Raw genomic sequence first — 22,634 nt, 5'->3', positions numbered from 1 at the left:
TCTCGCTCTTGCCCTGCCCCTGGCCCCCGCCGCCGCCCTGGGCGATGCGGGCGACGGGGATGACGACCACGTCGCCGTGGCGGACGGGCTCCCCGAAGACACGTTTGACGGTCGCGACGTCCTTCGACTGCTCCACCATCTCCATGATGTCCATCCCGCCATCGTCACCCGGAGGGCCCGCCCGCGTCGATGCCGTATCGGTCGAGGATCAGTCGAAGGTGGTGGAGATCTCGTGCCAGCCGTCCGGCGGGATGTCCTGCGCCGGCTGCGGCCCCCACGAGCCCTTCGCGTACACCAGCGGTGGGTCGGGCAGGTCGAGCACCGGCTGGACGATCCGCCACGACTCCTTCACCAGGTCGAACCTGGCGAACCTGCGCGGGTCACCGCTGACGGCGTCGGCCATGATGCGCTCGTAGGCCGCCTCCAGGGGCCCGAGCACCTTGGTGAAGTCGACGCTCACCGGCACCGGCCGGGTGTGCTGCCGGCCCGGCTCCTTGGCCAGCAGGTCGAACGTCACGCCCGCGTCGGGCTGCAGCCGGAACCTGATGAGGTTGGGGCTGTCGGGGGCGCCGCCGTTGGCGAACATCGCCACCGGGGGGCGGCGCAGCTCGGCGACGACCTCCAGGTCGGTCATCGGCATCGCCTTGCCGGAGCGGATGCACCACGGCACCCCGGCCCAGCGCCAGTTGTCGATGTAGGCGCGCAGCGCGACGTAGGTCTCCGTCGTGGAGCCGGGACGCACGCCCTCGGTGTCGAGGTAGCCGTCGTACTGACCCCGGACGACGTCGGCGGGCGAGATCGGCTGGACCGCGCGCAGCACCCGCCACTTCTCGTCGAGCTGGGCCCGGGCGTCCTTGGACGGCGGCGCGTCCATGGCCAGGATGGCCAGCAGCTGCAGCAGGTGGTTCTGGACGACGTCGCGGATGGTGCCGTTGGCGTCGTAGAAGCCGCCGCGCTCGGTGACGTCGAAGTCCTCGGCCAGGGTGATCTGGACGCTGCGGATGTAGGAGCGGTTCCAGATGGGCTCCAGCAACATGTTGGCGAACCGGAACACCATGAGGTCCTCGACCGGCTCCTTGCCCAGGAAGTGGTCGACCCGGCGCAGGTGGTCCTCGTCGAAGTACTTGAGCAGCTCGGCGTTGAGGGCGCGGGCCGAGTCGAGGTCGTGCCCGAACGGCTTCTCCACCACGAGCCTGGCCTCGCGGTTGAGGCCCTCGCCCGCCAGCCCCTCGGCGACCGAGGCGAACAACGACGGCGGCACCGCGAGGTAGTGGACGAGGAAGCCCTTGCCCTCGGCCTCGTCGCGCAGCCGCGCGAAGACGGCGGGGTCGCCGTAGTCGCCGCTGACCAGCCGAAGGTTGCCGGCCAGTTTGTCGAACGCCGCGTCGTGGACCCCGCCGCAGGCCGCGCGGACGTGCTCGCGCAGCCCGTCGAGGTCGAGGTCGGTCCTGGCCACGCCGATGATCGGCAGGTCGAGCCGCCCGTCGGCCGTCAGGCGGTAGAGGGCGGGCAGGATCATCTTGCGCGCGAGGTCGCCGGTGATGCCGAACAGGACCAGCGCGCCCGCCTGCTCAGACACGCCGCCCCCGCAACTCGCGGTAGCGGCGGATGAGCTGCTCGGTCGAGGCGTCGGGGAAGGATGTCGGCGGCGCGTCGGAGGTGAGCGCGGGCGCCAGATCGAGCGCCATCTTCTTGCCCAGCTCGACGCCCCACTGGTCGAAGGAGTCGACGCCCCAGACGGTGCCCTCGACGAAGACGACGTGCTCGTAGAGGGCGACGAGCTGGCCCAGCGTGGACGGGGTCAGCTTCGGCGCGAGGATCGTGGAGGTGGGGCGGTTGCCCGGCATCACCTTGTGGGGCACGATCTCGGGCGCGGTGCCCTCGGCCGCGATCTCGTCGGCGGTCTTGCCGAACGCCAGCGCCGAGGTCTGGGCCAGCAGGTTGGCGGTCAGCTGGTCGTGCATGCCCTCGCGGTCGTCGTGGGGCTCGGCGAAGCCGATGAAGTCGGCCGGCACGAGCCTGGTGCCCTGGTGCAGGAGCTGGTAGAAGGCGTGCTGGCCGTTGGTGCCCGGCTCGCCCCAGAAGATCTCGCCGGTCGCGGCGGTGACCGGGGTGCCGTCGGCGCGCACCGACTTGCCGTTGGACTCCATCGTGAGCTGCTGCAGGTAGGCGGGGAAGCGGTGCAGCCGCTGGCTGTAGGGCAGCACGGCGCGGGTCTCGGCGCCGAAGAAGTCGGTGTACCAGACCCCGAGCAGGCCCATCAGCACCGGCATGTTGGCCTCGAACGGCGCGGTGCGGAAGTGCTCGTCTATGGTGTGGAAGCCGGCCAGCATCTCGCGGAAGCGCTCGGGCCCGATGGCGATCATCAGGGAGAGGCCGATCGCGCCGTCGTACGAGTAACGGCCGCCCACCCAGTCCCAGAAGCCGAACATGTTGTCGGTGTCGATGCCGAACTCGGCGACCTTGGCCGCGTTGGTGGAGACGGCCACGAAGTGCTTGGAGACGGCGTCGTCGCCGAGCGCGTCGACCAGCCAGCGGCGCGCGACGCGGGCGTTGGTGAGCGTCTCGAGCGTGGTGAAGGTCTTGGAGCTGACCACGAACAGCGTGGTCTCGGGGTCGAGCCCGGCGAGGTTGCCGGTGATGTCGGCCGGGTCGATGTTGGAGACGAACCGGGCCGTGATGCCGGCGTCGGCGTAGTCGCGCAGCGCCTCGTAGGCCATGGCGGGGCCGAGGTCGGAGCCGCCGATGCCGATGTTGACGACGGTCTCGATGGGCTTGCCGGTGGCGCCCCGCCACTCCTTCGAGCGCACCCGGCCGGCGAAGGCGCTCATCTTGTCGAGCACGGCGTGCACGTCGGCCACGACGTCCTGGCCGTCGACGGCCAGCTCGGCGTCGCGGGGCAGCCGCAGCGCCACGTGGAGGACCGCGCGGTCCTCGCTGACGTTGATGTGCTCGCCGCGGAACATGGCCTCGATGCGCTCGCGCAGCCCGGCCCGCTCGGCCAGGGCCACCAGCAGGTCGATGGTCTCCTGCGTGGCGCGGTGTTTGGCGTAGTCGAGGTAAAGGTCGCCGGCGGTCACCGTCATGCGGCCGGCCCGGCCCGGGTCCTCCGCGAACAGCTCGCGCAGATGCCTGCCCGCGAGCTCCTCGTGGTGTTTGCCCAGGGCCGCCCACTCCTGGCTCTGGGTGATGTCGCCGTTCACGCGTCCTCCTAGAGTCCCCTGACCGGCTGATGCGCCGGTCCCATCGTCCCGTAACCCCGTACCCCGGCAGGTTGATTCCGCGCACGGCGGAGCCGAATTTCAGTGGGATTCGCGGCCCACCCGGTCGCCGCTCGACCCGATGAGGAAGTCCAGATCGGCGCCGCGGTCGGCCTGGGTGACGTGCTCGACGTACAGGCGCTCCCACCCGCGCGCAGGCCGGGCGTGGCCGGCCGTGACGGGCTCCCTGACGGCCAGCTCGGCCTCCGGGACGTCCACGTCGAGCCGGCGAGCGGCCACGTCGAGCACGATCGGGTCTCCGGTGCGCACCCTGGCCAGCGGCCCGCCGGCGGCCGCCTCGGGCGCGGCGTGCAGCACGACGGTGCCGTACGCGGTGCCGCTCATGCGGGCGTCGCTGATGCGGACCATGTCGCGCACACCCTTCTCCAGCAGCCTGGCGGGCAGCGGCAGGTTGCCGACCTCGGGCATGCCGGGGTAGCCGCGCGGTCCGCAGCCGCGCAGCACCAGCACGGAGGTCTCGTCCACGTCGAGGTCGGGCGAGTCGAGGCGGGCGTGCAGGTCCTCGACGCTGTCGAAGACGACGGCCCTGCCCCGGTGGCGCAGCAGCTCGGGCGAGGCGGCGGCGGGTTTGATCACGGCGCCGTCGGGCGCGAGGTTGCCGCGCAGCACGGCGATCCCGGCGTCGGGCAGCAGCGGGGCCGCGCGCCGCCTGATGACGTCCTCGTCGAGGATCTCGGCGCCGGCCAGGTGCTCGGCCAGGGGCCGCCCGGTCACGGTGATCGCGGACGGGTCGAGCAGGTCCTCGACCTCCTTGAGCACGGCGGCGAGGCCGCCGGCGCGGAAGAGGTCGTCCATGAGGTGCCGCCCCGCGGGCTGCAGGTCCACCAGCAGGGGCACGCCGGAACCGGTGCGGTCGAAGTCGTCCAGGGTGAGCTCGACGCCCAGCCTTCCCGCGATGGCGAGCAGGTGGACGACGGCGTTCGTGGAGCCGCCGACGGCGGCCAGGGTGACGACGGCGTTCAGGAACGAGGCCCTGGTCATCACGTGGCTCGGGCGACGGCCCGCCTTGACCAGCTCGACCGCGAGGCGGCCGCTCTCGTGGGAGCGTTCGAGCAGGCGGCTGTCGGCGGCGGGGGTGCCGGCGGTGCCGGGCAGGGTCATGCCGAGCGCCTCGGCCACGCAGGCCATGGTGGAGGCGGTGCCCATCGTGTTGCAGTGGCCGCGGCTGCGGATCATGGACGACTCCGACTCCAGGAACGCCTCGCGGGAGAGCGTTCCGGCGCGTACCTCCTCGCTGAGGCGCCACACGTCGGTGCCGCAGCCGAGCGGGGCGCCCCGGAAGTGGCCGGTCAGCATGGGACCGCCGGGCACCACGAGCGCGGGCAGGTCCACCGAGGCGGCGGCCATGAGCAGGGACGGGATCGTCTTGTCGCACCCGCCGAGCAGCACCACGCCGTCGATGGGGTTGGCGCGCAGCATCTCCTCGGTCGCCATGGCGGCCAGGTTGCGCCAGAGCATGGCCGTGGGGCGCACGTTCGTCTCCCCCAAGGAGACCACGGGCAGGTTGAGCGGCACGCCGCCGGCCGCCCACACGCCGTCCATGACGCTGCGGGCGACCTCGTTCAGATGGGCGTTGCAGGGAGTGAGGTCGGAGGCGGTGTTGGCGATCGCGATGTGCGGTTTTCCGCCCTCGAACGCCTCGCGTGGCAGCCCCCGCCGCATCCACGCACGGTGGATGTAGGAGTTGCGGTCGTCCCCCGAATACCAGTGCGAACTCCTGAACTCCATATGCGGCAGCTTATCCAGCCTGAGGAGGATTCAGCACGGCGTGTGGGGAAGCAGCAGGGGATGGAGCACATCGACGCGTACTGGCGGGCGGCGAACTACCTGTCCGTCGGGCAGATCTACCTGCTGGACAATCCGCTGCTGACCGAGCCGCTGCGGCCCGAGCACATCAAGCCGCGTCTGCTCGGTCACTGGGGGACGACGCCCGGGCTGAACTTCTGCTTCGCCCACCTCAACCGGGTGATCCGCGAGCGGGACCAGGACATGATCTACATCTGCGGCCCCGGGCACGGCGGCCCGGGGGCGGTGGCGCACGCGTGGCTGGAGGGGTCGTACTCCGAGCGTTATCCGGACGTGTCGCAGGACGCGGAGGGCATGCGGCGGCTGTTCCGCCAGTTCTCCTTCCCCGGCGGCATCCCGAGCCACGCCGCGCCGGAGACGCCCGGGTCGATCCACGAGGGCGGCGAGCTGGGGTACGCCCTCGCGCACGCGTACGGCGCGGCCTTCGACAACCCCGAGCTGGTGGTGGCCTGCATCGTGGGCGACGGCGAGGCCGAGACGGGCCCCCTGGCCGCGAGCTGGCACTCCAACAAGTTCCTCGACCGCCGCCGCGACGGCGTCGTGCTGCCCATCCTCCACCTGAACGGCTACAAGATCGCCAACCCGACCGTGCTGGCCCGCATCCCCACCGACGAGCTGATCAAACTCGTGGAGGGATACGGCTACCGCCCCCACCTGGTGGGCCCCGACCACGCGGAGATGGCGGGCACCCTGGACGCCGCGTTCGAGCAGATCGCCGCGTACAAGGCGGGCGACGCCGACCGGCTGCCGATGATCATCCTGCGCACGCCGAAGGGCTGGACGGGGCCGCGCGAGGTGGACGGCAAGCCGGTGGAGGGCACCTGGCGCTCCCACCAGGTGCCGCTGGCCAAGGTCCGCGAGAACCCGACCCACCTGGGGATGCTGGAGGAGTGGATGCGGTCGTACCGGCCGGAGGAGCTGTTCGGCTCCGAAGGGCGGCCGGTGCGGGAGATCCGCGAGACGGTGCCGCGCGGCACCCGCAGGATGAGCGCCAACCCGCACGCCAACGGCGGCGAACTGCTGGAGCCGCTGCGGCTGCCCGACTTCCGCAGGACGGCGGTCGAGGTCAAGTCGCCGGCCTCGCAGTCGAGCGAGCCCACGCGGGTGCTCGGCGGGTGGCTGCGCGACGTGATCGCCGCCAACCCGGCCACGTTCCGGCTGCTGGGCCCGGACGAGACCGCCTCGAACCGGCTGTCGGACGTCTTCGAGGTCACCGACCGGGCCTGGAACGCCGAGCTGCTGCCGACCGACGAGAACCTGGGCGCGGGCGGCCGGGTCATGGAGGTGCTCAGCGAGCACCTGTGCCAGGGGTGGCTGGAGGGTTACCTGCTGACCGGCCGGCACGGGCTGTTCAACTGCTACGAGGCGTTCATCCACATCATCGACGCGATGTTCAACCAGCACGCCAAGTGGCTGGAGTCGTCGCAGAAGATCCCGTGGCGGCGGCCGGTGGCGTCGCTGACGTACCTGCTGTCGTCGCACGTGTGGCGGCAGGACCACAACGGCTTCAGCCACCAGGATCCCGGCTTCCTCGACGTGGTGATCAACAAGAAGGCGTCGGTGGTGCGGGTCTACCTGCCGCCGGACGCCAACACGCTGCTGTCGGTGGCCGACCACTGCCTGCGCTCGCGCGACTACGTCAACGTGATCGTGGCGGGCAAGCAGCCGGTGCTGGACCTGTTCACGATGGAGGAGGCGATCGCGCACAACACGCGCGGCCTCGGCATCCTGCCGTGGGCCTCCACCGACGACGGCACCGAGCCGGACGTCGTGCTGGCCTGCGCCGGCGACGTGCCGACGCTGGAGACGCTGGCCGCCGCCGCGCTGCTGCGCGAGCACCTGCCGGAGCTGAAGGTGCGCGTGATCAACGTGGTCGACCTCATGCGGCTGCAGCCGGCGACGGAGCACCCGCACGGCATGTCGGACGCCGAGTTCGACACGCTGTTCACCGTCGACAAGCCGGTCATCTTCGACTTCCACGGCTACCCGTCGCTCATCCACCAGCTCACCTACCGCCGCCACGGCCACGGCAACATCCACGTGCGCGGCTACAAGGAGGAGGGCACCACGACGACACCGTTCGACATGGCGATGCTCAACGACATCGACCGCTACCACCTGGTCATGGACGTCATCGACCGCGTCCCCGGCCTCGGCTCCAGGCAGGCGCATCTGCGCCAGCGCATGAGCGACGAGCGGCTGCGGGCACGCCAGTACACCCGAGACCACGGCGAGGACCCCGCGGAGATCAGAACGTGGACATGGCAGGCCGCATTCTCGTCCTGAACACCGGCTCCTCGTCCATCAAGTACGAGCTCGTGGACATGCGCACCCGCGCGCGGCCCGCGCGCGGACTGGTCGAGCGCATCGGCGAGGAGCAGGGCAGGCTCGTCCACCACGCGGGCGACGCTCCCCCGTACGAGCGGCGGGAGCGCTTCGCCGGGCACGACGAGGGGCTGGCCGCGGTCATGGAGGCGTTCCGGACGGCCGGGCCGAAGCTGGACCCGGTCGCGGTCGGGCACCGGGTGGTCCACGGCGGCGACCGGTTCGACCGGGCCGTGCTCGTCGACGACGGCGTGATCGCCGCCATCGAGGAGCTGGCCCCGCTGGCACCGCTGCACAACCCGGTCAACCTGGCCGGCATCCGGGTGGCGCGCGAGGCGTTCCCCGGGGTGCCGCAGGTGGCGGTGTTCGACACGGCGTTCCAGCTGACGCTGCCGCCGGAGGCGTACACGTACGCGGTGCCGCGCGAGTGGCGCGAGCGGCTCGGCGTGCGGCGCTTCGGCTTCCACGGCACCTCCTGCGCGTACGTCTCCCGCCGCGCCGCCGCCTTCCTCGGCCGCGAGCTGGCGGAACTCGACCTGATCGTGCTGCACCTGGGCAACGGGGCCAGCGCGACCGCGATCTCCGGCGGGCGCAGCGTGGACACCTCCATGGGCCTGACGCCCCTGGAGGGGCTGGTGATGGGCACCCGCTCGGGCGACGTCGACCCCGCCCTGCCCGGGTACCTCGCCCGCGTGGCCGGCCTGGACGCCGAGCACGTGGAGAACCTGCTCGGCCACCAGGGCGGGCTGCGCGCGCTGGCCGGCACCCTGGACATGCGGGAGGTGCGGGCCCGCGACGACGCCGAGGCCCGCCTGGCGCTGGCCGTCTACACGCGGCGCATCCGCAAGTACGTCGGCGCCTACTACGCGCTGCTCGGCCGGGCTGACGCGATCGTGTTCGCCGGCGGCGTGGGCGAGCACGACGCCGCCACCCGCGCCGAGTCGCTGACGGGCCTGGAGCGGCTCGGCATCGCGGTGGACCCGGCGCGCAACGAGGCGGCCTCGCAGGAGGAGCGCGCGGTGTCGCCGCCGGGGGCCGAGGTGGCGGTGCTGGTCGTCCCCACGGACGAGGAATGGGAGATCGCCCGTCAGGCGCTCGACCTCATCACCCGATCCACCGAGGACACCTCATGATGCCCGCTCGGGAAAGGCGGACCCAGCCTGGCGGAACGTAACGGCTCGAGTGCGGCAGGGTACGTCTTGGAGGGGTAACTCGTTGGTAGGGTGTCCGGAAATGTGCAGCTCTGGACAGGTGGGATAGGTGGAGGTCGAACAGACAGCACTGCCCGGGATCGGCCTGAGGCATGATTTCACCACGCGGAGAGGGCAGCGGGTGGGGGTCATCTCCCACCGCACCGGCCGCCGCGACCTGGTGATCTACGACAAGGACGATCCTGACGCGGTCTGCCACACGGTCAAGCTCAACGACGAGGAAGCCGACGCACTCGCCGAGCTGCTCGGCGCGCCCCGCATCGTGCAGCGGCTCAACCAGCTCCACCAGCAGGTGGCGGGCCTGGTGAGCGTGCAGCTGCCGATCCCGGCGGGCTCCCCGTACGCCGGCCGCCCCATGGGCGACGCCCGGGTGCGGACGCGGACGAGCGCCTCGATCGTGGCCGTGGTCCGCGCCGGGCAGGTGTTCGCCAGCCCTGGCCCCGAGTTCGTGTTCGACGCGGGTGACGTGGTGGTGGTCGTCGGCAGCGAGGACAGCACCGCCGATGTCGCCGGCATCCTGGCAGAAGGGTAGGGCCGCGGGTTGCACCATACCGCGGTCATTTTTCTGGAGTTCGGTGCTGTCGTCCTCGGCTTGGGCGTGCTCGGCGCGCTGGCCCTGCGCGTCGGCATCTCCCCCATCCCGCTCTACCTGATCGCCGGGCTGGCGTTCGGCACGGGCGGCGTGCTGCCGCTGGCGACGAGCGAGGACTTCATCTCGGTCGGCGCCGAGCTGGGCGTGGTCCTGCTGCTGCTCACACTGGGCCTGGAGTACAACGCCGACGAGCTCGTGACGAGCCTCACCAGCAACGCCCGCGCGGGCATCGTCGACCTGGTGCTCAACGCGGCGCCGGGCGCGATCATCGCCTTACTCCTGGGCTGGGGGCCGGTGGCGGCCGTCGCCATGGCGGGCGTCACGTACGCGACCTCGTCGGGCATCACCGCCAAGGTGCTGTCCGACCTCGGATGGATCGGTAACCGCGAGACGCCGACGGTGCTGTCGCTGCTGGTCTTCGAAGACCTCACGATGGCGATCTACCTGCCGGTGCTGACGACCATGCTGGCCGGGCTGAGCCTGGTGAGCGGGGCCATCTCGGTGGGCATCGCGCTGGCGACGGTGAGCGTGGTGCTCGTCCTGGCGCTGAAGTTCGGGCGCTTCATCGAGGCGTTCGTGCGCAGCCCCAACTCCGAGGTGCTGCTGCTCAAGGTCGTCGGGCTGGCCCTGCTGGTGGCGGGCCTGGCCCAGCAGCTGCAGGTGTCGGCCGCCGTGGGCGCGTTCCTGGTGGGGATCGCGCTGTCGGGTCAACTGGCCGAGGACGCGCGGGCGCTGCTGGCACCGCTGCGCGACCTGTTCGCGGCGATCTTCTTCGTGTTCTTCGGCCTGCAGACCGACCCGGCGAAGATCCTGCCGGTGGCCGGGCTGGCGGCGCTGCTGGCCCTGGTCAGCATGATCACGAAGCTGCTGACCGGCGCGTACGCGGCCAAACGGGCGGGCATCGCCAAGGCCGGACGCGCCCGCGCGGGCATCGCGCTGATCCCGCGCGGCGAGTTCAACATCGTCATCGCCGGTCTGGCCGTGGGCGCGGGCGTCCACCCCGACCTGGGGGCGCTGGCGGCGGCGTACGTGCTGATCCTGGCGGCGTTCGGGCCGCTGGCGGCCAAGCTCGTGCAGCCGTTCATCACGGCCATCGCGAAACGGGCCTGAACGGGCGATCGGCTCGCGGAAGCTGCGGGTTCACCGCGAGAATGGCGGTGTGCTCGCCGCCGAACTCACCCCCGCCGAACTCACCCCCGCGGAGCAGGCCGTGGCCGACGCCGTACCGCGCGGGTGGAAGGCGGATCTGCGGGCGGGGGATCCCGCCGCAGACTCCCCCGCCCGCGCGGACTCCTGGGGCCCCGAGCGGGTCGTCCGCGCGGACGTGCTGGCCGGGCTGCTGCTCGCCGAGTACGCCGGGCCGGCCGACAAGCCCGCGCTGCGCCTGGCCGGGGCCCGGATCACCGGGCGGCTCCACCTGGGCTTCGCCGAGGTGGGCTTCCCGGTCACGTTCGAGGAATGTGCCTTCGACCAGCCGCCCGATCTGTACCAGGCTCGCACCCGCTTCCTGAGCTTCGCCGACTCGCGGCTGCCTGGCCTGGTCGCGTCCAACCTCCAGGTCGAGGGCAACCTGCGGCTGAACGGCTGCCACGTCACCGGCGAGGCGCGCCTGCACGGCGCCCGCGTCACCGGCAACCTCACGCTGAGCGGCGCGCGCCTCGACCACCCCGGCGGCGTCGCGATCAACGGCGAGCAGCTCGACGTCGGCGGCGACCTGCGCGCCGAGGACGGCTTCGCCTGCCACGGCGAGATCGTCCTCACCGCGGCCAGGATCGGCTCCGCGGTGCGCCTCGACGGCGCGCGCCTGCGGGCGCCCGGCGGGCTCGCGTTCGGCGGGTCCAACCTGGACGTCCAGGTGGGGCTGTTCGCCCGGCGGATGGAGGTCGACGGCGAGGTCCGGCTGCGCCATGCCCGCGTCGGCGGACCGCTGACGCTGCGCGGCTCGCGGCTGCGCAATCCCGGCGGCCTGGCGGTGCGCGGGGGCGGGCTGAACGCCGAGGGCGGCCTGTTCCTGTCGCTGGTCGAGGCCGAGGGCATGGTGCGGCTGGAGGCGGCGAAGATCGGCCGCACGCTCGGCCTCGACGGCGCGCTGCTGCGCCACCCCGGCGGCGTGGCGCTGGCGGGCGACGGCCTGGCCGTGGACGGCTCGCTGCTGGCCCGCGAGGGCATGACGGCCGAGGGCGAGATCAGCCTGTGCGACGCCTCCGTCACCGGATCCGCCCATTTCGAGGGCGCCCGGCTGGCCAACCCGGGCGGCGCCGCCCTGTCGGCCAACGGCATCACGGTCGGCAAGATGCTCAAGCTCTGCGACGGTTTCTCCGCGCGCGGGCGGATCCGGCTGACCAACGCCCAGATCGGCAGCCGCCTGTGCTTCGACGACGCCACCCTGGAGACGCCGGGCGGCGAGGCGCTCACGTGCTGGCGGCTGGAGACGCGCGAGCTGGCGCTGCGCACCGCCGAGCCGGTCGTCGGGACGGTCGATCTGCGCTACGCCCGCATCGGCGTGCTGCGCGACAGCCCCGCCGTGTGGCCGGGCGAGCTGTGCATGGACGGGCTGGCGTACGAGGTGCTCGAACCCGTGCTGCCGGCCGCCGAGCGGCTCAGGTGGCTGCGCCGCGACCCGGACGGCTACCTGCCGAACGCCTACGAGCAACTGGCCGGCATGTACCGGCGGCTGGGCAGCGACGCCGACGCCCGCGACACGCTGCTGGCCAGCCAGCAGCGGCGCCGCGCCACCCTGCCGTGGTACGCCCGCTTCTGGGGCCACCTCCAGGACGTCACCGTCGGCTACGGCTTCCGCCCCCTGCGCGCGGCGGCGTGGCTGGCGGCGCTGCTGGCCGTGGGCACGGTGGTGTTCACCCGGGTCGAGCCGCCGGCGCTGAAACCCGGGGAGGCGCCGCACTTCAACCCGTTCGTCTACACGCTCGACCTGCTGCTGCCGATCATCGACTTCGGGCAGGAGCGGGCCTACAACCCGGGTGGCGCGACGCAGTGGCTGGCGTACGGGCTGATCGCGGCAGGGTGGGTGCTCGCCACGACGATCGCCGCCGGCCTCACCCGCTCGCTGCGGCGGGCGTGAGGCTCAGCCGTTCACCGCGCGCAGGGCGCCGGGGCGGCGGCCGGTGAGGTGGTCGAGCGCGGCCGCGGTGGCGGCGTCGGCGGCCACGTACGCGACGATGCGCTGCTCGCCGTCGGACAGATGGAGCTGCTCCCTGGCCAGCCGCAGCTCCCCGGCCTCGGGGTGGGCCAGCCGTTCCACGGGCGCGGCCGGTGGGGGCGCGGCCGGCGCGGCCATCCGGGAGGTGAACTCCTCGCCGGCCGCGAACTCCAGCTCGGCGGTCAGCTCGGCCGCGTAGTCGTCACCGGGGGCGTTGTCGAGCTTGAGCGCTGCGGCCTGCTCGTCGGCGACGCGGCTCCAGTCGGGGAAGGCGATCCTGGCGCGGGAGTCGGCGAACACGTACCTGATGAGGTTGGGATCGTCGCCGTCGAGCAGGCCGACAGGGCCGTACACGCGCTGGAAGGCCGCGGTGTGCGCGAGCACGTCGCCGATCCGGTTGAGCAGCACGGCGGGCGCGGGGTCGAGGCCGTCGAGCAGCGCCCGCACGGTCGGGCGCACCTCACGGGACGGCGCCCGCGCCGGCCCCGGGCACAGCGCGTGCCCGCCGCCCGCCACCTTGGACAGCAGGCGCAGGTGGACGCGCTCCTCCGGGGTCATGCGCAGGGCTCCGGCGAGGGTCGCGAGCACCTGCGCGGACGGGTTGCGGTCGCGCCCCTGCTCCAGCCTGGTCAGGTATTCCACACTGACCCCGGCCAGCGTGGCCAGCTCCGCCCTGCGCAGCCCCGGCGTGCGCCGCCGTGGTGCGTCGGGCAGGCCGACGTCTGCGGGTTTGACGGACTCGCGGCGGGCGCGCAGATAGGCGCCGAGCTCGTTGTCGGTCACGCCCCGAGTGTACGGGGCCGCCGCGCGCTCATCGTGGCCCCGCGGGGGCCAGTATGGGCGCGGTCTCCCTCGCCCGGCGGCCGACCGTCAGGGTGGGGGGCATGACGACCATGCGTTACCGACTGCTCGGGCCGACCGGGCTGCGCGTCTCGGAGCTGTTCCTCGGCGCGATGACGTACCAGGAGTTCTCGCCGGAGGTCCGGCGCGTCTTCGAGCTGTACGCCGAGGCCGGCGGCAACGTCGTGGACACGGCCTCCATGTACGGCGGGAGCGAGGACGTCGTCGGCGAGCTGCTCCAGGGCCGCCGCGACCGTTTCGTGCTGGCCACGAAGTACACCGGCAGCCGCGACCGCACCGACCCGAACGCGGCCGGCAACCACCGCAAGAACCTCACCCTGTCGCTGGAGCAGAGCCTGCGCCGGCTGCGCACCGACTACATCGACCTGTACTGGGTGCACGTCTGGGACCGGCACACTCCGGTCGAGGAGACGATGCGGGCGCTCGACGACGCGGTCCGCGCCGGGAAGGTGCTGTACGCCGGGATCTCGGACGCCCCGGCGTGGGTCGTCAGCCGGGCGAACACGCTGGCGGAGTGGCGCGGGTGGACGCCGTTCGCCGGGTTGCAGGTGCCGTACAACCTGCTGCGGCGGGATGTGGAGCGGGAGCTGCTGCCGATGGCGCGGGCGTTCGGGATGAGCGTGGCGGCGTGGGGGGTGCTCGCGCACGGGGTGCTGTCCGGCCGGTACGCCGAGCCGGGTGCCGCGGCGTCGCGGGTGTCGCCCGACTCGATCAGCGGACGTGACCGGGCCGGGGTGCGGGTCGTGATCGAGGTGGCCGGCGAGCTGGGGGTCACGCCGGCGCAGGTCGCGATCGCGTGGGCGCTGCGGCGCGGGGTGCACCCGATCCTCGGGACGAGCAGCGCCGAGCAGCTCAAGGACAACCTGGGCGCCCTGGAGGTCGAGCTGCCGGAGGAGGTGATGCGCCGGCTGGAGTCGGCGGTGGACTTCGAGCTGGGCTTCCCCGGCGACTTCATCGCCGAGGCCGACCGCAGCCCAGCCTTGTACGGCGACGCCCTCCCCCGCCTCACCGGCCGCTGACCCCGGGGGTCAGCGCAGGGTGGTGGCGGTCTGCCAGAGGGTGGGGAGGAAGGCGAGCACGCGGGCGCCGCGGTGGCGGCGGTCCTCGTAGGTCTCCGCGCCGAGGTCCGCGAGGAGTTCCCGCAGGCCCTCCTCGTGGCGGGCGGGCCGGCCCGCCGCCGCCAGTTTGGTCAGGCAGCGCGCGTACGTCGCCGCCAGCCAGAAGACCGCCTCCCGGTGCCATCCGCGGGCGATGAGCTCGCGGGTGCCGTCGATCGCGATGGGCCGGGCCAGGGCGGTGACGTCGGAGTCGAACCGGTACGACGGCGCCCGCACCGACGCCGCCGCGTCGAACGCCTCCTCCAGCGCCGCCAGGTGACGTTCCACCCGCGCCGCGCCGAGGCCGGCGCAGCCGAGCAGGTCGAGCAGGCTCTCGTGGACGTCCAGGCGGCCGTGCTCGGCGAGCAGGTCGCGCACGGCCGCGTACCGGCCGCGGACCGTGGGGTTGCGCAGCCCGGCCACCAGCAGCACGTGGGTGGTCACGCCCGTCCCGAACAACCACGAGGTGACCTGGGCGGGCAGCGGCGCGGAGCCGTCCATGCCGTTGATCCAGCCGCGTACCCGGTCCATGGCCTGGGTGCAGCGGGCGAGGACCCACGGCCGTTCGGCGAAGTCGCGGGAGACCGCCCGGTGGATCTCGGTCAGCCGCCCGGTCGGGTCGGCCAGCACCCCCGGCAGGTGGAAGGTGCCGGCCAGGTGGTAGTCGCTCAGCACGTCGTGCGCCGAGCCCGGCATGGGCGCGACCGAGACGTCCAGCAGGACCCCCTCGTAGCGGAGCTTGCCGAGGGAGGGGGTGGGGACGGCCGGGTCGACGACCACCATGACGTCCACGTCGGAGGTCGCGGGATGGCCGGCGTCCGGCCGGGCCCACAGCGCGGACCCGGCCAGCACCGCCCCCTGGAACCCGGGCAGCGCCACGCCCTCGGCGAGCACCCACCGCCGCGCGACCCGCCTGGCCCGCTCAACCAGCATCCGGCTCCCCGGGTTTGCGGCGCGAGCTCCTGAACAGCACGAACGCCCCCAGCACGACGAGCACCGCGAGGCCGCCCCAGACCCACCCGGGCACCCCCGACTGCGCCGCGGCGCTCTGATCGGCCGCCGTCGCGGCGCCGCCCACGTCCGAGGGGGCGGCGGACGGCGGAGCCGCCTCACCGGTGGGCGTGGCCCGCGGCGAGGGAGTTCCCTTCACCCGGAACGGGATCTCGCCCTCGATGGGGTGCCCGTCGGACGAGACGACCCGCCAGCCGATCGTGTACGCGCCCGGCGCGAGCGGCTGGGGGACGTCGGTGAGCACCTTCGGCCCCTCGAGCCGCGGCTTGCCGAGCGGGACCTCCTTGCCGGCGGCGTCGTGCAGCACGACGAAGGGGAACCTGACGCTCGCGCTGTATTCGAGCTCGATCTCCTCCACGGAGGCGACCTGCGCGTCCTTGGCGGGTGAGCTGCGCTTGAGCGCGTCGTGAGCCGATGCCGGCGACGCGGGACAGGCGAGGACGGCGGCGCAGACGAGCGCGGCCAGCCCTCCCCCGAGCAGCCGCCGTGACAGAAATGCCATGATCGAATTCTCCAGAACGATCTCCCGGACGTAAACGGCGCCCGGATCAGGCCGACGGACGAAACGGGCACGCCCGCACCCGCCCGGACGCACACCGAGCGGGACGGGCGTCAGGCCCGGACGGGCGGGCCTCGGCGGGAGATCGTGGCGGGGACGGTGCCGCCCGCGAGAACAGGGGCGTCGTGCGGGACGGCCGGAGCGGGGATCGGGCCGACGGCGGCGCCGGCCGGGAGGGCGGCGAAGAGCCGGATGGCCGGGCGCGGGGCGCCGTACAGGCGGATCATCAGCCACAGCGCGCTCTCGCCGCGGTGCAGCCACCACGCCGTCAGCGCCGCCAGCGTGAGGTGGACCAGCGCCATCCCGGGCGCCGGATGCCCGTGCCCGAGGGCGGTGACGTCGCCGGGCGCGAGCCGGTCGAAGAGCTGGTGCAGCGCCGTCTGCGTGCCCACGGTGGCCGCGAGCACGGCGGCCGGGCCGCGTTCGCGCCCGTTGATCGCGTACGCCGGCGCGAGCACCGTGAGCACGGCCGCCAGGCAGGCCCCGAGCGGGACGCGGCCCCCACCGGCGAGGGCGTGACCGGCGGCCGACACCGCGCCGCAGGCCGTCGCGAACACGACGGCCCTGGACAGGCGCAGCACCGCTGACGCCGCGGATGGCGCGCAGGACACAGTCGCCATCCTTCCACACACTTCAGGATTGAACGGCTGACGCGCGGGCAGCGGACTTGGATGGACACCGCCTTGAGCGCCGGCCAGGACCTGGAACAGCGGGTCCGCAGGGAGCTTACGGACGCGGGCTTCACGGTCGACGCCTCCCCGGCCTCCGCGGACGGCGGGCTCTCCGTCTGGCACGACCCCGCGCGCGGGGTGGTCGTCGCCTGGGACGTGGCCGCCGGTCAGCTGATCAGGTACGGCACCGTCCGGGCCGCGGTGCGGCTGGCCCTGCGCGCCGTGCTGATCGCGGCGGGCCATCAGGTCGAGGAGGACCGTAACGGCCTGGAGCTGGTCGTCACCTCTTGACGCGGCGCAGCGGCCGGCCGACCTCGTGCAGGTGGCGCAGTGCCTGTCCCCACGATTGCAGCAGGCCGCATTCGGCGTAGGCGACGCCGAGCGAAGCGCAGTAGGAGCGGACGATGGGGCGGGCGCGGTACAGGTTCGCGGACGGCATGCTCGGGAACAGGTGGTGCTCGATCTGGTAGTTCAGGCCGCCCAGCGCGACGTCCATCAGCCGGCCGCCGCGGACGTTCCTGGAGGTGAGCACCTGGCGGCGCAGGAAGTCCAGCTCGTCCTCGGCGGTGAGCACCGGCATGCCCTTGTGGTTGGGGGCGAACGTGCAGCCGAGGTAGACGCCGTAGCAGGCCTGGTGCACGACCAGGAACAGCAGCGCCTTCGGCGGCGGCAGGACGGCGAAGACCGCTCCCAGGTAGGCCAGCACGTGCGCCGACAGCAGCAGCCCTTCGGTCGTGCGGCCCTTGAGCGAGGGGCGGCGCAGCGCCCGGAAGCTCGCCACCTTCAGGTTCAGCCCTTCGAGGGTGAGCAGCGGGAAGAACAGCCATGCCTGCCACGGGCCGATGACGCGGGCGACGCGCCGGCTGGCCTCGGCCTGCTTCTGCGACCACAGCAGGACGTCGGGCGAGACGTCGGGGTCGTGGTCCTCGTGGTTGGGGTTGGCGTGGTGGCGGGTGTGCTTGTCCATCCACCAGCCGTAGCTGAGCCCGACGGCCAGGTTGCCGGCGATGAGCCCGGCGATCCGGCTGGTCCGCCGCGACCGCGAGATCTGCCCGTGCGCCAGGTCGTGGGCCAGCAGCGTCACCTGCGCGAACGCCACCGCCAGCAGCCCCGCGACCGGCAGCTGCCACCAGGAGTCGCCGATCACGGCGAAGGCCGCCCACGTTCCCGCGAAGAGGGCGGACACCAGGCCGATCCGGACGGCGTAGTAGCCGGGCCGCCGCTCCAGCAGCCCCGCCTGGGCGATGCGGCGCGACAGCCCCGCGTAGTCGCTGCCCCGTCGCGCCGCCGCCGGGGCGCGGGACGTATCTGCCACAGTCACGTTGTCTCCGATGCCGAGGGGTCAGGGTCGCTCCTCAGCATCGCGAGCGGCGGGCGCCGGCGGACCCCCGCTGTCACCCGTCCTCGTGGTAGTGCGTGCCCTACCTTGTGGGCACCCCCGCCGCCTGGGGCTGGGCCGGACTCAGCGTGGGGCACCGGACGACCTCACCAGGTGGGGAACGGCGAGCGGCGGGGGCGCGGCTCGGGGGACGTCCCGCCTCAGGCGGGCTGCAGGACCGGCACCTCGCTCTCGCCGAAGATGTGCAGGTCCGCGCGGAAGGCCGCGAGGTACGCCGCCCGGTCCCGGAACGTGGCGGCGAGCGCGTCGCCGTAGTCGATGAGCTGCCGGTGGGCGTCGCGGCGGGGCTCGTAACGGGCGTGCAGCAGCCGGTCGAGCAGCACGGGGTCGCCCGCGGCGTCGCCGATGGCGTCGGCCAGGATCTCGGCGTCGTGCAGCGTGTAGCTCATGCCCATGCCGGTCATCGGGTGGCAGGCGAACGCGGCCGAGCCGAGCAGGGCGGCGTTGCCGCGGTGGTAGGCCCCCACCCGCAGCGACGAGACCTTGATGCGCTGCCAGTGCGCCGGCTGGAGCATGTCGAAGGCGTCGGGGCTGTCGGTGACGAACTTCTTGAGCTGGTCCAGCAGGACGGGGATGCCGTCTTCGAAGATGGCCCGGTCGTCCTCGGGCGGCAGGCCGACGAACACGCGGGCCTCGTCGCGGTTGAGCGGGTACAGGTAGGCGAGCCAGCCCTCGGAGCTGAAGTAGAGCCGGTTGAGCTGGGCGACGCTCGCGGTGAGCGGCACGGTGGCGGCGCGCATGATCAGCCGCTCGTACGGCGTCATGACCTGCTCGACGCCGAGGGCCTCGCGCACGGCGGACCGGGCGCCGTCGGCGCCGACCACGACGCCGGGCCGCAGCCGCCGCCCGTCGGTGAGGGTCAGTTCCTCGACCTGGTCGCCGTCGGTGGCGATGCCGGCGACGCTGGCGTCGAACCAGAACTCGACGCCCTCCATCGCGCACGAGGCGTAGATGAGCTCGACCAGGTCGCGGTAGGGGCGGATGAGGTAGCCGCCGTCGGGGAAGCGGCACTCCTGGATGGGGTCGCCGTCGTGGTAGTAGCGGATGGTGTCGCGCCTGAGGCCGTGGCGCCCGGCGAGGTCCGCCAGGCCGTGCCGGGCCAGCACGCGCAGCCCCGGGGGTTTGAGGAAGTCGGCGCCGGCGCTGGGGACCGAAGGCCCCTGCTCGATGACGACGACGCGCCTGCCGCGGCGGCTGAGGAGCAAGGCGAGGAAGCAGCCTCCGAGCCCGGCGCCGACGACGGCTACGTCGCACGATGTGGTTGCCATGACGAGAGCCCTTCTGAATGGTTCAACTAGTTCGTGTGCCCGCGGGTCCCGGCGAGGGGCCCGGGTTCGGCCGCGCGCGGTCGCGGTACGCGGTCCGTCCGGGGGTCGACGGCCGTACGCGGGTCCAGCGCCGTACGGGGGTCGGTGACCGGGGTGCGCGTTTCGGCCGGCAGGAGCGCGTCGGCCTCGGCCGCCACGGTGGCGAGCGTCATGCGCAGTTCGAGCAGCAGGCGGCGCGGCACCTTCACCATCACGTCGTCCGGATCCGGCCGCGTCTTCGTGATCTTGGTCAGGGCGAGCGCGCCGATCAGCACGGAGATCGCCACGCACAGCGCGATCGCTCCGGCCAGGCCGGCGAAGGGGCCGGTCATGAAGAACGGGTGGTCGATCACCACCGACACCACCGCGACGCCCACGGCGCCGCCCACCATGCGCGCCATGGTGGCCGCGCCGACGGCGGAGGCGTACTGGTGGGGCCGGGCGGCGAGGGTGGTGGCGACGGAGGTGCCGGGCGCGAGCGCCCCGACCCCCATGCCGACCACGACGCTGGCCATCAGGCCCCACACGGTCGGCCCGGTCTGCACCAGCACGAGCACGCACGCCCCGCCGCACAGCAGCGAGCCGGCGTAGATCAGCCCGTACGGGCCGACCCGCTTGATCAGGCGCCCGGCGAGGACGCTGGTGAGGACGACGGCCACCGACGTGGGGGTCAGCCACATGGCCACCTCCAGCATCGGGTAGCCGAGGTGCAGCAGGTAGAGCGGCTGCACGGTCAGCAGCCCGTACGACAGGGCGCCGAAGCCCCAGGTCGCCAGCCAGCCCCAGACGAACCTGGGCCGCCGCCACAGGGCCAGGTCGATCGCGGGCAGCCGGTGGTGCCTGGCCTGCGCGAGCGCGCCGCCGAGCAGGGCGAGCGCCGCCACCGCCAGCCAGAGCACGTCCATGCCCCAGTCCATGGCCTTGGAGATGGCCAGCACGATGACCGCGATGCCGGCGGCCAGCAGCCAGGCGCCGAGCACGTCCGGCCGGCCCTTGGCCTGCGTGCGCCGGCCCGGCGGGAGCGCGGCGCAGGCGACGAGCAGCGCGACGCCGATGACGACGTCGGGGATGAACAGCGCCCGCCAGCCGACGGTCGCGGCCAGCCAGCCGCCGCCCGCCTGCATGAGCAGGCAGCCGAGGCCGGAGGCGGAGCTCCACAGCGCGATCGCGCCGCGGCGCTGCGACTCCGGCAGCTCGCCGAGCAGCAGCCCGAGGCTGGCCGGGATCATGGCCGCGGCTCCGGCGCCCTGGACGGCCCGTGCGGCGAGCACGAACGACCAGGATTCGACGGTGACCGTGGCGATCCCGCCCAGCACGAACACCACGAGCCCGACCGCCAGCACCCGGCGGCGGCCGAACAGGTCGGCCCAGCGGCCCGCCGTGGCCAGCAGGGCCGCGATGGGGATGAACGCCGCGCTGGTCAGCCAGACCAGGTCACCGAGCGGCATGCCGGAGCCGGCCGGCGTGTAGCGCAACACGCCGACGGCCAGGGTGGTGGCCGTGGTGTCGGCCATCACCGTCAGCATGACGCCCGCGCCGACCAGGCGCAGCATCACTCCGTGACGCCGGGTGAGGCCGGCCGTTCCCGCCGCGCCGGCGGCCGCTGGTGACGAACGCACGTGGGTCCTCCTAGGAAAGTGACTTCCGCCGGACGGCGGAGCGGGGCGAGTGGTGGGGTCAGGCGCCGTAACGGCCGGGCGAGATCAGGCCGTCGGGGTCGAGCGCCGTCTTGATCCGGTGCAACATGCCGAGGCCCGCGGTGCTGGTCTCGGACCAGACGGCGGCGGCGGCGTGGTCGATGTCGGAGCGGTAGATGGCGCAGCCGTGGCCGCGCAGCAGGGCGCTGCCGTCGCTGCGGAGCTGGTGCGCGCGGTGGGCGCCGGACGGCGTGCCGCGGTCGAAGAAGATCTGCATGACGCCGTTGGCCAGGTGCCTGCCGACGAGGTTCCACTCGGCCATGAGCGCGGTGGTGTGGGCGTCGACGGCGGTCTGGAGCGCGGCGATGATCTGGTCGGTCTTGGCGGCGTCCATGGGCATCAGCGGCAGCAGCGCCAGGAAGCCCATCGCGCCCTCGTCGATCTGGTCGCAGGAGGTCACGCCCAACGCGTGGTGCACGCCGAGGCAGGTCGGGACGCCCTGCGCCATGAGCGCCCGGGCGTACATCGGGTCGTCGGGGCCGATCTCGGCCGCGTCGACCACGCGCAGCGCCTCGGCGCCCTCGACGCCGACCAGCGACTTGCGCAGCAGCTCCTCGGCGAGCTCCACGGTGGCGTCGCTGCCGAGCAGGGTCCCGAGGACGGTGAACAGGCTCGGGTCGACACCGGCCGGCAGCGTCCAGTCGCCGTGGGAGGGGGCGAGCGACAGCTCGCGGATGCGCATCAGGCCGTCGGCCGGGTTGCCGCCGCGCAGGAAGCCGGTGACGGCGCCGAGCGCCGCGCCGGCCTGCCCGCGGGGAAGGCGCCCGTGCACGAGGCCGATGGTCTGCGGGCGGGGCACCAGCGAGACGGCCATGGCGGTGACGACGCCCAGGTTGTGCTGGACGAACGCCTGCGTCAGGTCCGGCCCGGCGACCCGCCCGTGGTAGCGGCCCGCGGAGTCGAGGCCGCCGGTGGTGACCACGCTGCCGTCGGCCAGCACGGCCTCCAGCCCGGCCACGTCGTGGACGCGGGAGCGTACGCAGCCGTCGCCGCGGTCGAGCGCGTTGCCGATGACCGACGTGTCGGCGCACGAGGCGGTGACGTTCAGCATCCAAGGGGTGTCGCGCAGCACGGCGGCGAGCTGGGCCTGGGTGACGCCCGGCTCGATGACGGCGTAGCCGGCCTCCAGGTCGAGGCTGCGGATGCGGTTCATGCCGCCGAGGTCCACGACCACGTTGTCGTCGGTCACCGGCATGGCCGAGCCCATGCCCCAGTTCCTGCCGGTGCTGACCGGGTACAGGCGGCGCTTGGCCGCCGCGGCCTGGCGGACGAGGGCGCGTACCTCGTCCAGGGTGTGCGGTGTCTCTATGCCCGCCACGGAGCGCGGCTGGTGACCCCCGACGTCACGCGACCTCAGCTCCACTCGCGACAGTCCCTGCATGATTCTCCTCAAAGGGTGCGGTCTCGCTTTTTCCGGCTCCCGTTCCGGGAGCCGCCGGGGCACACGTCAGGCGGTGTGCTGCAGTAGGTCGTCGATCGATCCGATGGCCTGGTTGGACATCTCACGGATGTCCAGCAGCCGCTGCTCGGCGAACAGCTCGGGCACGTCGTGCGCCGCGAAGTCGCGCGCACCCTGCGGGGGGACCTCGTGCAGCACGTACGGGTGCCGCCGGGCGTGTTCGGTGTCTCGGTGCTCGCGCCCGGGGCGGGCGGGCAGGTG

General features: G+C 73.2%; 19 protein-coding genes. 7 read left to right on the top strand and 12 right to left on the bottom strand.

The window, feature by feature from the left end:
* Positions 1-208: 208 nt before the first annotated feature.
* From zwf to E1286_RS33755, 3 genes are all read right to left on the bottom strand, one after another.
* On the bottom strand, positions 209-1,579 hold the full coding sequence (gene zwf, locus E1286_RS33765) for a glucose-6-phosphate dehydrogenase (protein WP_246075437.1): 1,371 nt from the start codon (positions 1,577-1,579) through the stop codon (positions 209-211).
* The gene (gene pgi / locus E1286_RS33760) at positions 1,572-3,203 is read right to left on the bottom strand and encodes a glucose-6-phosphate isomerase (RefSeq protein ID WP_132619030.1); all 1,632 of its coding nucleotides are present in this window, start codon (positions 3,201-3,203) and stop codon (positions 1,572-1,574) included. Before pgi ends, zwf begins: the two co-directional genes overlap by 8 nt.
* 99 nt (positions 3,204-3,302) lie before the next feature.
* Complete coding sequence (locus E1286_RS33755) at positions 3,303-5,009, bottom strand: IlvD/Edd family dehydratase (RefSeq protein WP_132619028.1); 1,707 nt, start codon at positions 5,007-5,009, stop codon at positions 3,303-3,305.
* 60 nt (positions 5,010-5,069) lie between these two features.
* Here E1286_RS33755 and E1286_RS33750 point away from each other — a divergent pair, with 60 nt between their 5' ends.
* The 5 genes from E1286_RS33750 to E1286_RS50740 all read left to right on the top strand — a co-directional run bounded on the left by E1286_RS33750 (position 5,070) and on the right by E1286_RS50740 (position 12,294).
* Positions 5,070-7,373 carry a phosphoketolase family protein gene (locus E1286_RS33750; protein ID WP_246075436.1) on the top strand — a complete coding sequence of 768 codons (2,304 nt, stop codon included), beginning with the start codon at positions 5,070-5,072 and terminating at the stop codon, positions 7,371-7,373.
* Positions 7,349-8,545: an acetate/propionate family kinase gene (locus E1286_RS33745; protein ID WP_187368256.1), complete on the top strand. Its 1,197-nt coding sequence runs from the start codon at positions 7,349-7,351 to the stop codon at positions 8,543-8,545. Before E1286_RS33750 ends, E1286_RS33745 begins: the two co-directional genes overlap by 25 nt.
* A gap of 127 nt (positions 8,546-8,672) precedes the next feature.
* A complete protein-coding gene (locus E1286_RS33740; protein ID WP_132619022.1) occupies positions 8,673-9,155 on the top strand; it encodes a cation:proton antiporter regulatory subunit in 483 nt (160 codons plus the stop codon).
* Between the two features lie 9 nt (positions 9,156-9,164).
* The gene (locus E1286_RS33735; RefSeq protein WP_132619020.1) at positions 9,165-10,325 is read left to right on the top strand and encodes a cation:proton antiporter; all 1,161 of its coding nucleotides are present in this window, start codon (positions 9,165-9,167) and stop codon (positions 10,323-10,325) included.
* A gap of 49 nt (positions 10,326-10,374) precedes the next feature.
* On the top strand, positions 10,375-12,294 hold the full coding sequence (locus E1286_RS50740; RefSeq protein WP_165970032.1) for a hypothetical protein: 1,920 nt from the start codon (positions 10,375-10,377) through the stop codon (positions 12,292-12,294).
* A 3-nt stretch (positions 12,295-12,297) separates the two neighbouring features.
* Here the strand turns inward: E1286_RS50740 and E1286_RS33725 are convergent, their stop codons facing one another.
* Positions 12,298-13,155, bottom strand: coding sequence for a helix-turn-helix domain-containing protein (locus E1286_RS33725; protein WP_132619018.1), 858 nt, complete (start codon positions 13,153-13,155; stop codon positions 12,298-12,300).
* A 110-nt stretch (positions 13,156-13,265) separates the two neighbouring features.
* Between E1286_RS33725 and E1286_RS33720 the strand changes: the two genes are divergently transcribed.
* Positions 13,266-14,252 (top strand): aldo/keto reductase, encoded by a 987-nt coding sequence (locus E1286_RS33720; protein WP_132619033.1) that lies wholly within the window; start codon positions 13,266-13,268, stop codon positions 14,250-14,252.
* A 9-nt stretch (positions 14,253-14,261) separates the two neighbouring features.
* On the opposite strand, the gene E1286_RS33715 is transcribed toward E1286_RS33720, so the two are convergent.
* The 3 genes from E1286_RS33715 to E1286_RS33705 all read right to left on the bottom strand — a co-directional run bounded on the left by E1286_RS33715 (position 14,262) and on the right by E1286_RS33705 (position 16,511).
* Positions 14,262-15,263, bottom strand: a complete 1,002-nt coding sequence (locus E1286_RS33715; protein WP_132619016.1) for a hypothetical protein — start codon at positions 15,261-15,263, stop codon at positions 14,262-14,264.
* Entirely contained in the window at positions 15,253-15,843 is a 591-nt protein-coding gene (locus E1286_RS33710; RefSeq protein ID WP_132619014.1) for a copper resistance protein CopC, read from the bottom strand. Before E1286_RS33710 ends, E1286_RS33715 begins: the two co-directional genes overlap by 11 nt.
* 110 nt (positions 15,844-15,953) lie before the next feature.
* Positions 15,954-16,511, bottom strand: coding sequence for a hypothetical protein (locus tag E1286_RS33705; protein ID WP_132619012.1), 558 nt, complete (start codon positions 16,509-16,511; stop codon positions 15,954-15,956).
* A 60-nt stretch (positions 16,512-16,571) separates the two neighbouring features.
* On the opposite strand from E1286_RS33705, the gene E1286_RS33700 reads away from it, so the two are divergent.
* Positions 16,572-16,862, top strand: a complete 291-nt coding sequence (locus tag E1286_RS33700; protein ID WP_132619010.1) for a hypothetical protein — start codon at positions 16,572-16,574, stop codon at positions 16,860-16,862.
* Here E1286_RS33700 and E1286_RS33695 read toward each other — a convergent pair.
* The 5 genes from E1286_RS33695 to E1286_RS48270 form a co-directional block, all read right to left on the bottom strand.
* A complete protein-coding gene (locus tag E1286_RS33695; protein ID WP_246075435.1) occupies positions 16,852-17,892 on the bottom strand; it encodes a fatty acid desaturase family protein in 1,041 nt (346 codons plus the stop codon). The two genes, E1286_RS33700 and E1286_RS33695, sit on opposite strands and share 11 nt — an antisense overlap.
* Positions 17,893-18,110: 218 nt before the next feature.
* Positions 18,111-19,238 carry an FAD-dependent oxidoreductase gene (locus E1286_RS33690; RefSeq protein ID WP_132619008.1) on the bottom strand — a complete coding sequence of 376 codons (1,128 nt, stop codon included), beginning with the start codon at positions 19,236-19,238 and terminating at the stop codon, positions 18,111-18,113.
* A gap of 26 nt (positions 19,239-19,264) precedes the next feature.
* Positions 19,265-20,896 carry an MFS transporter gene (locus E1286_RS33685; protein WP_132619006.1) on the bottom strand — a complete coding sequence of 544 codons (1,632 nt, stop codon included), beginning with the start codon at positions 20,894-20,896 and terminating at the stop codon, positions 19,265-19,267.
* Between the two features lie 58 nt (positions 20,897-20,954).
* Positions 20,955-22,355 (bottom strand): FAD-binding oxidoreductase, encoded by a 1,401-nt coding sequence (locus tag E1286_RS33680; protein ID WP_132619004.1) that lies wholly within the window; start codon positions 22,353-22,355, stop codon positions 20,955-20,957.
* A 66-nt stretch (positions 22,356-22,421) separates the two neighbouring features.
* Positions 22,422-22,634, bottom strand: a 213-nt coding sequence (locus E1286_RS48270) for a hypothetical protein (RefSeq protein WP_165970031.1), incomplete at its 5' end; no start/stop codon positions are given.

The organism is Nonomuraea terrae, assembly GCF_004348995.1.
Lineage (GTDB): Bacteria > Actinomycetota > Actinomycetes > Streptosporangiales > Streptosporangiaceae > Nonomuraea > Nonomuraea terrae.
This window is presented reverse-complemented; position numbering and strand designations above follow the sequence as displayed.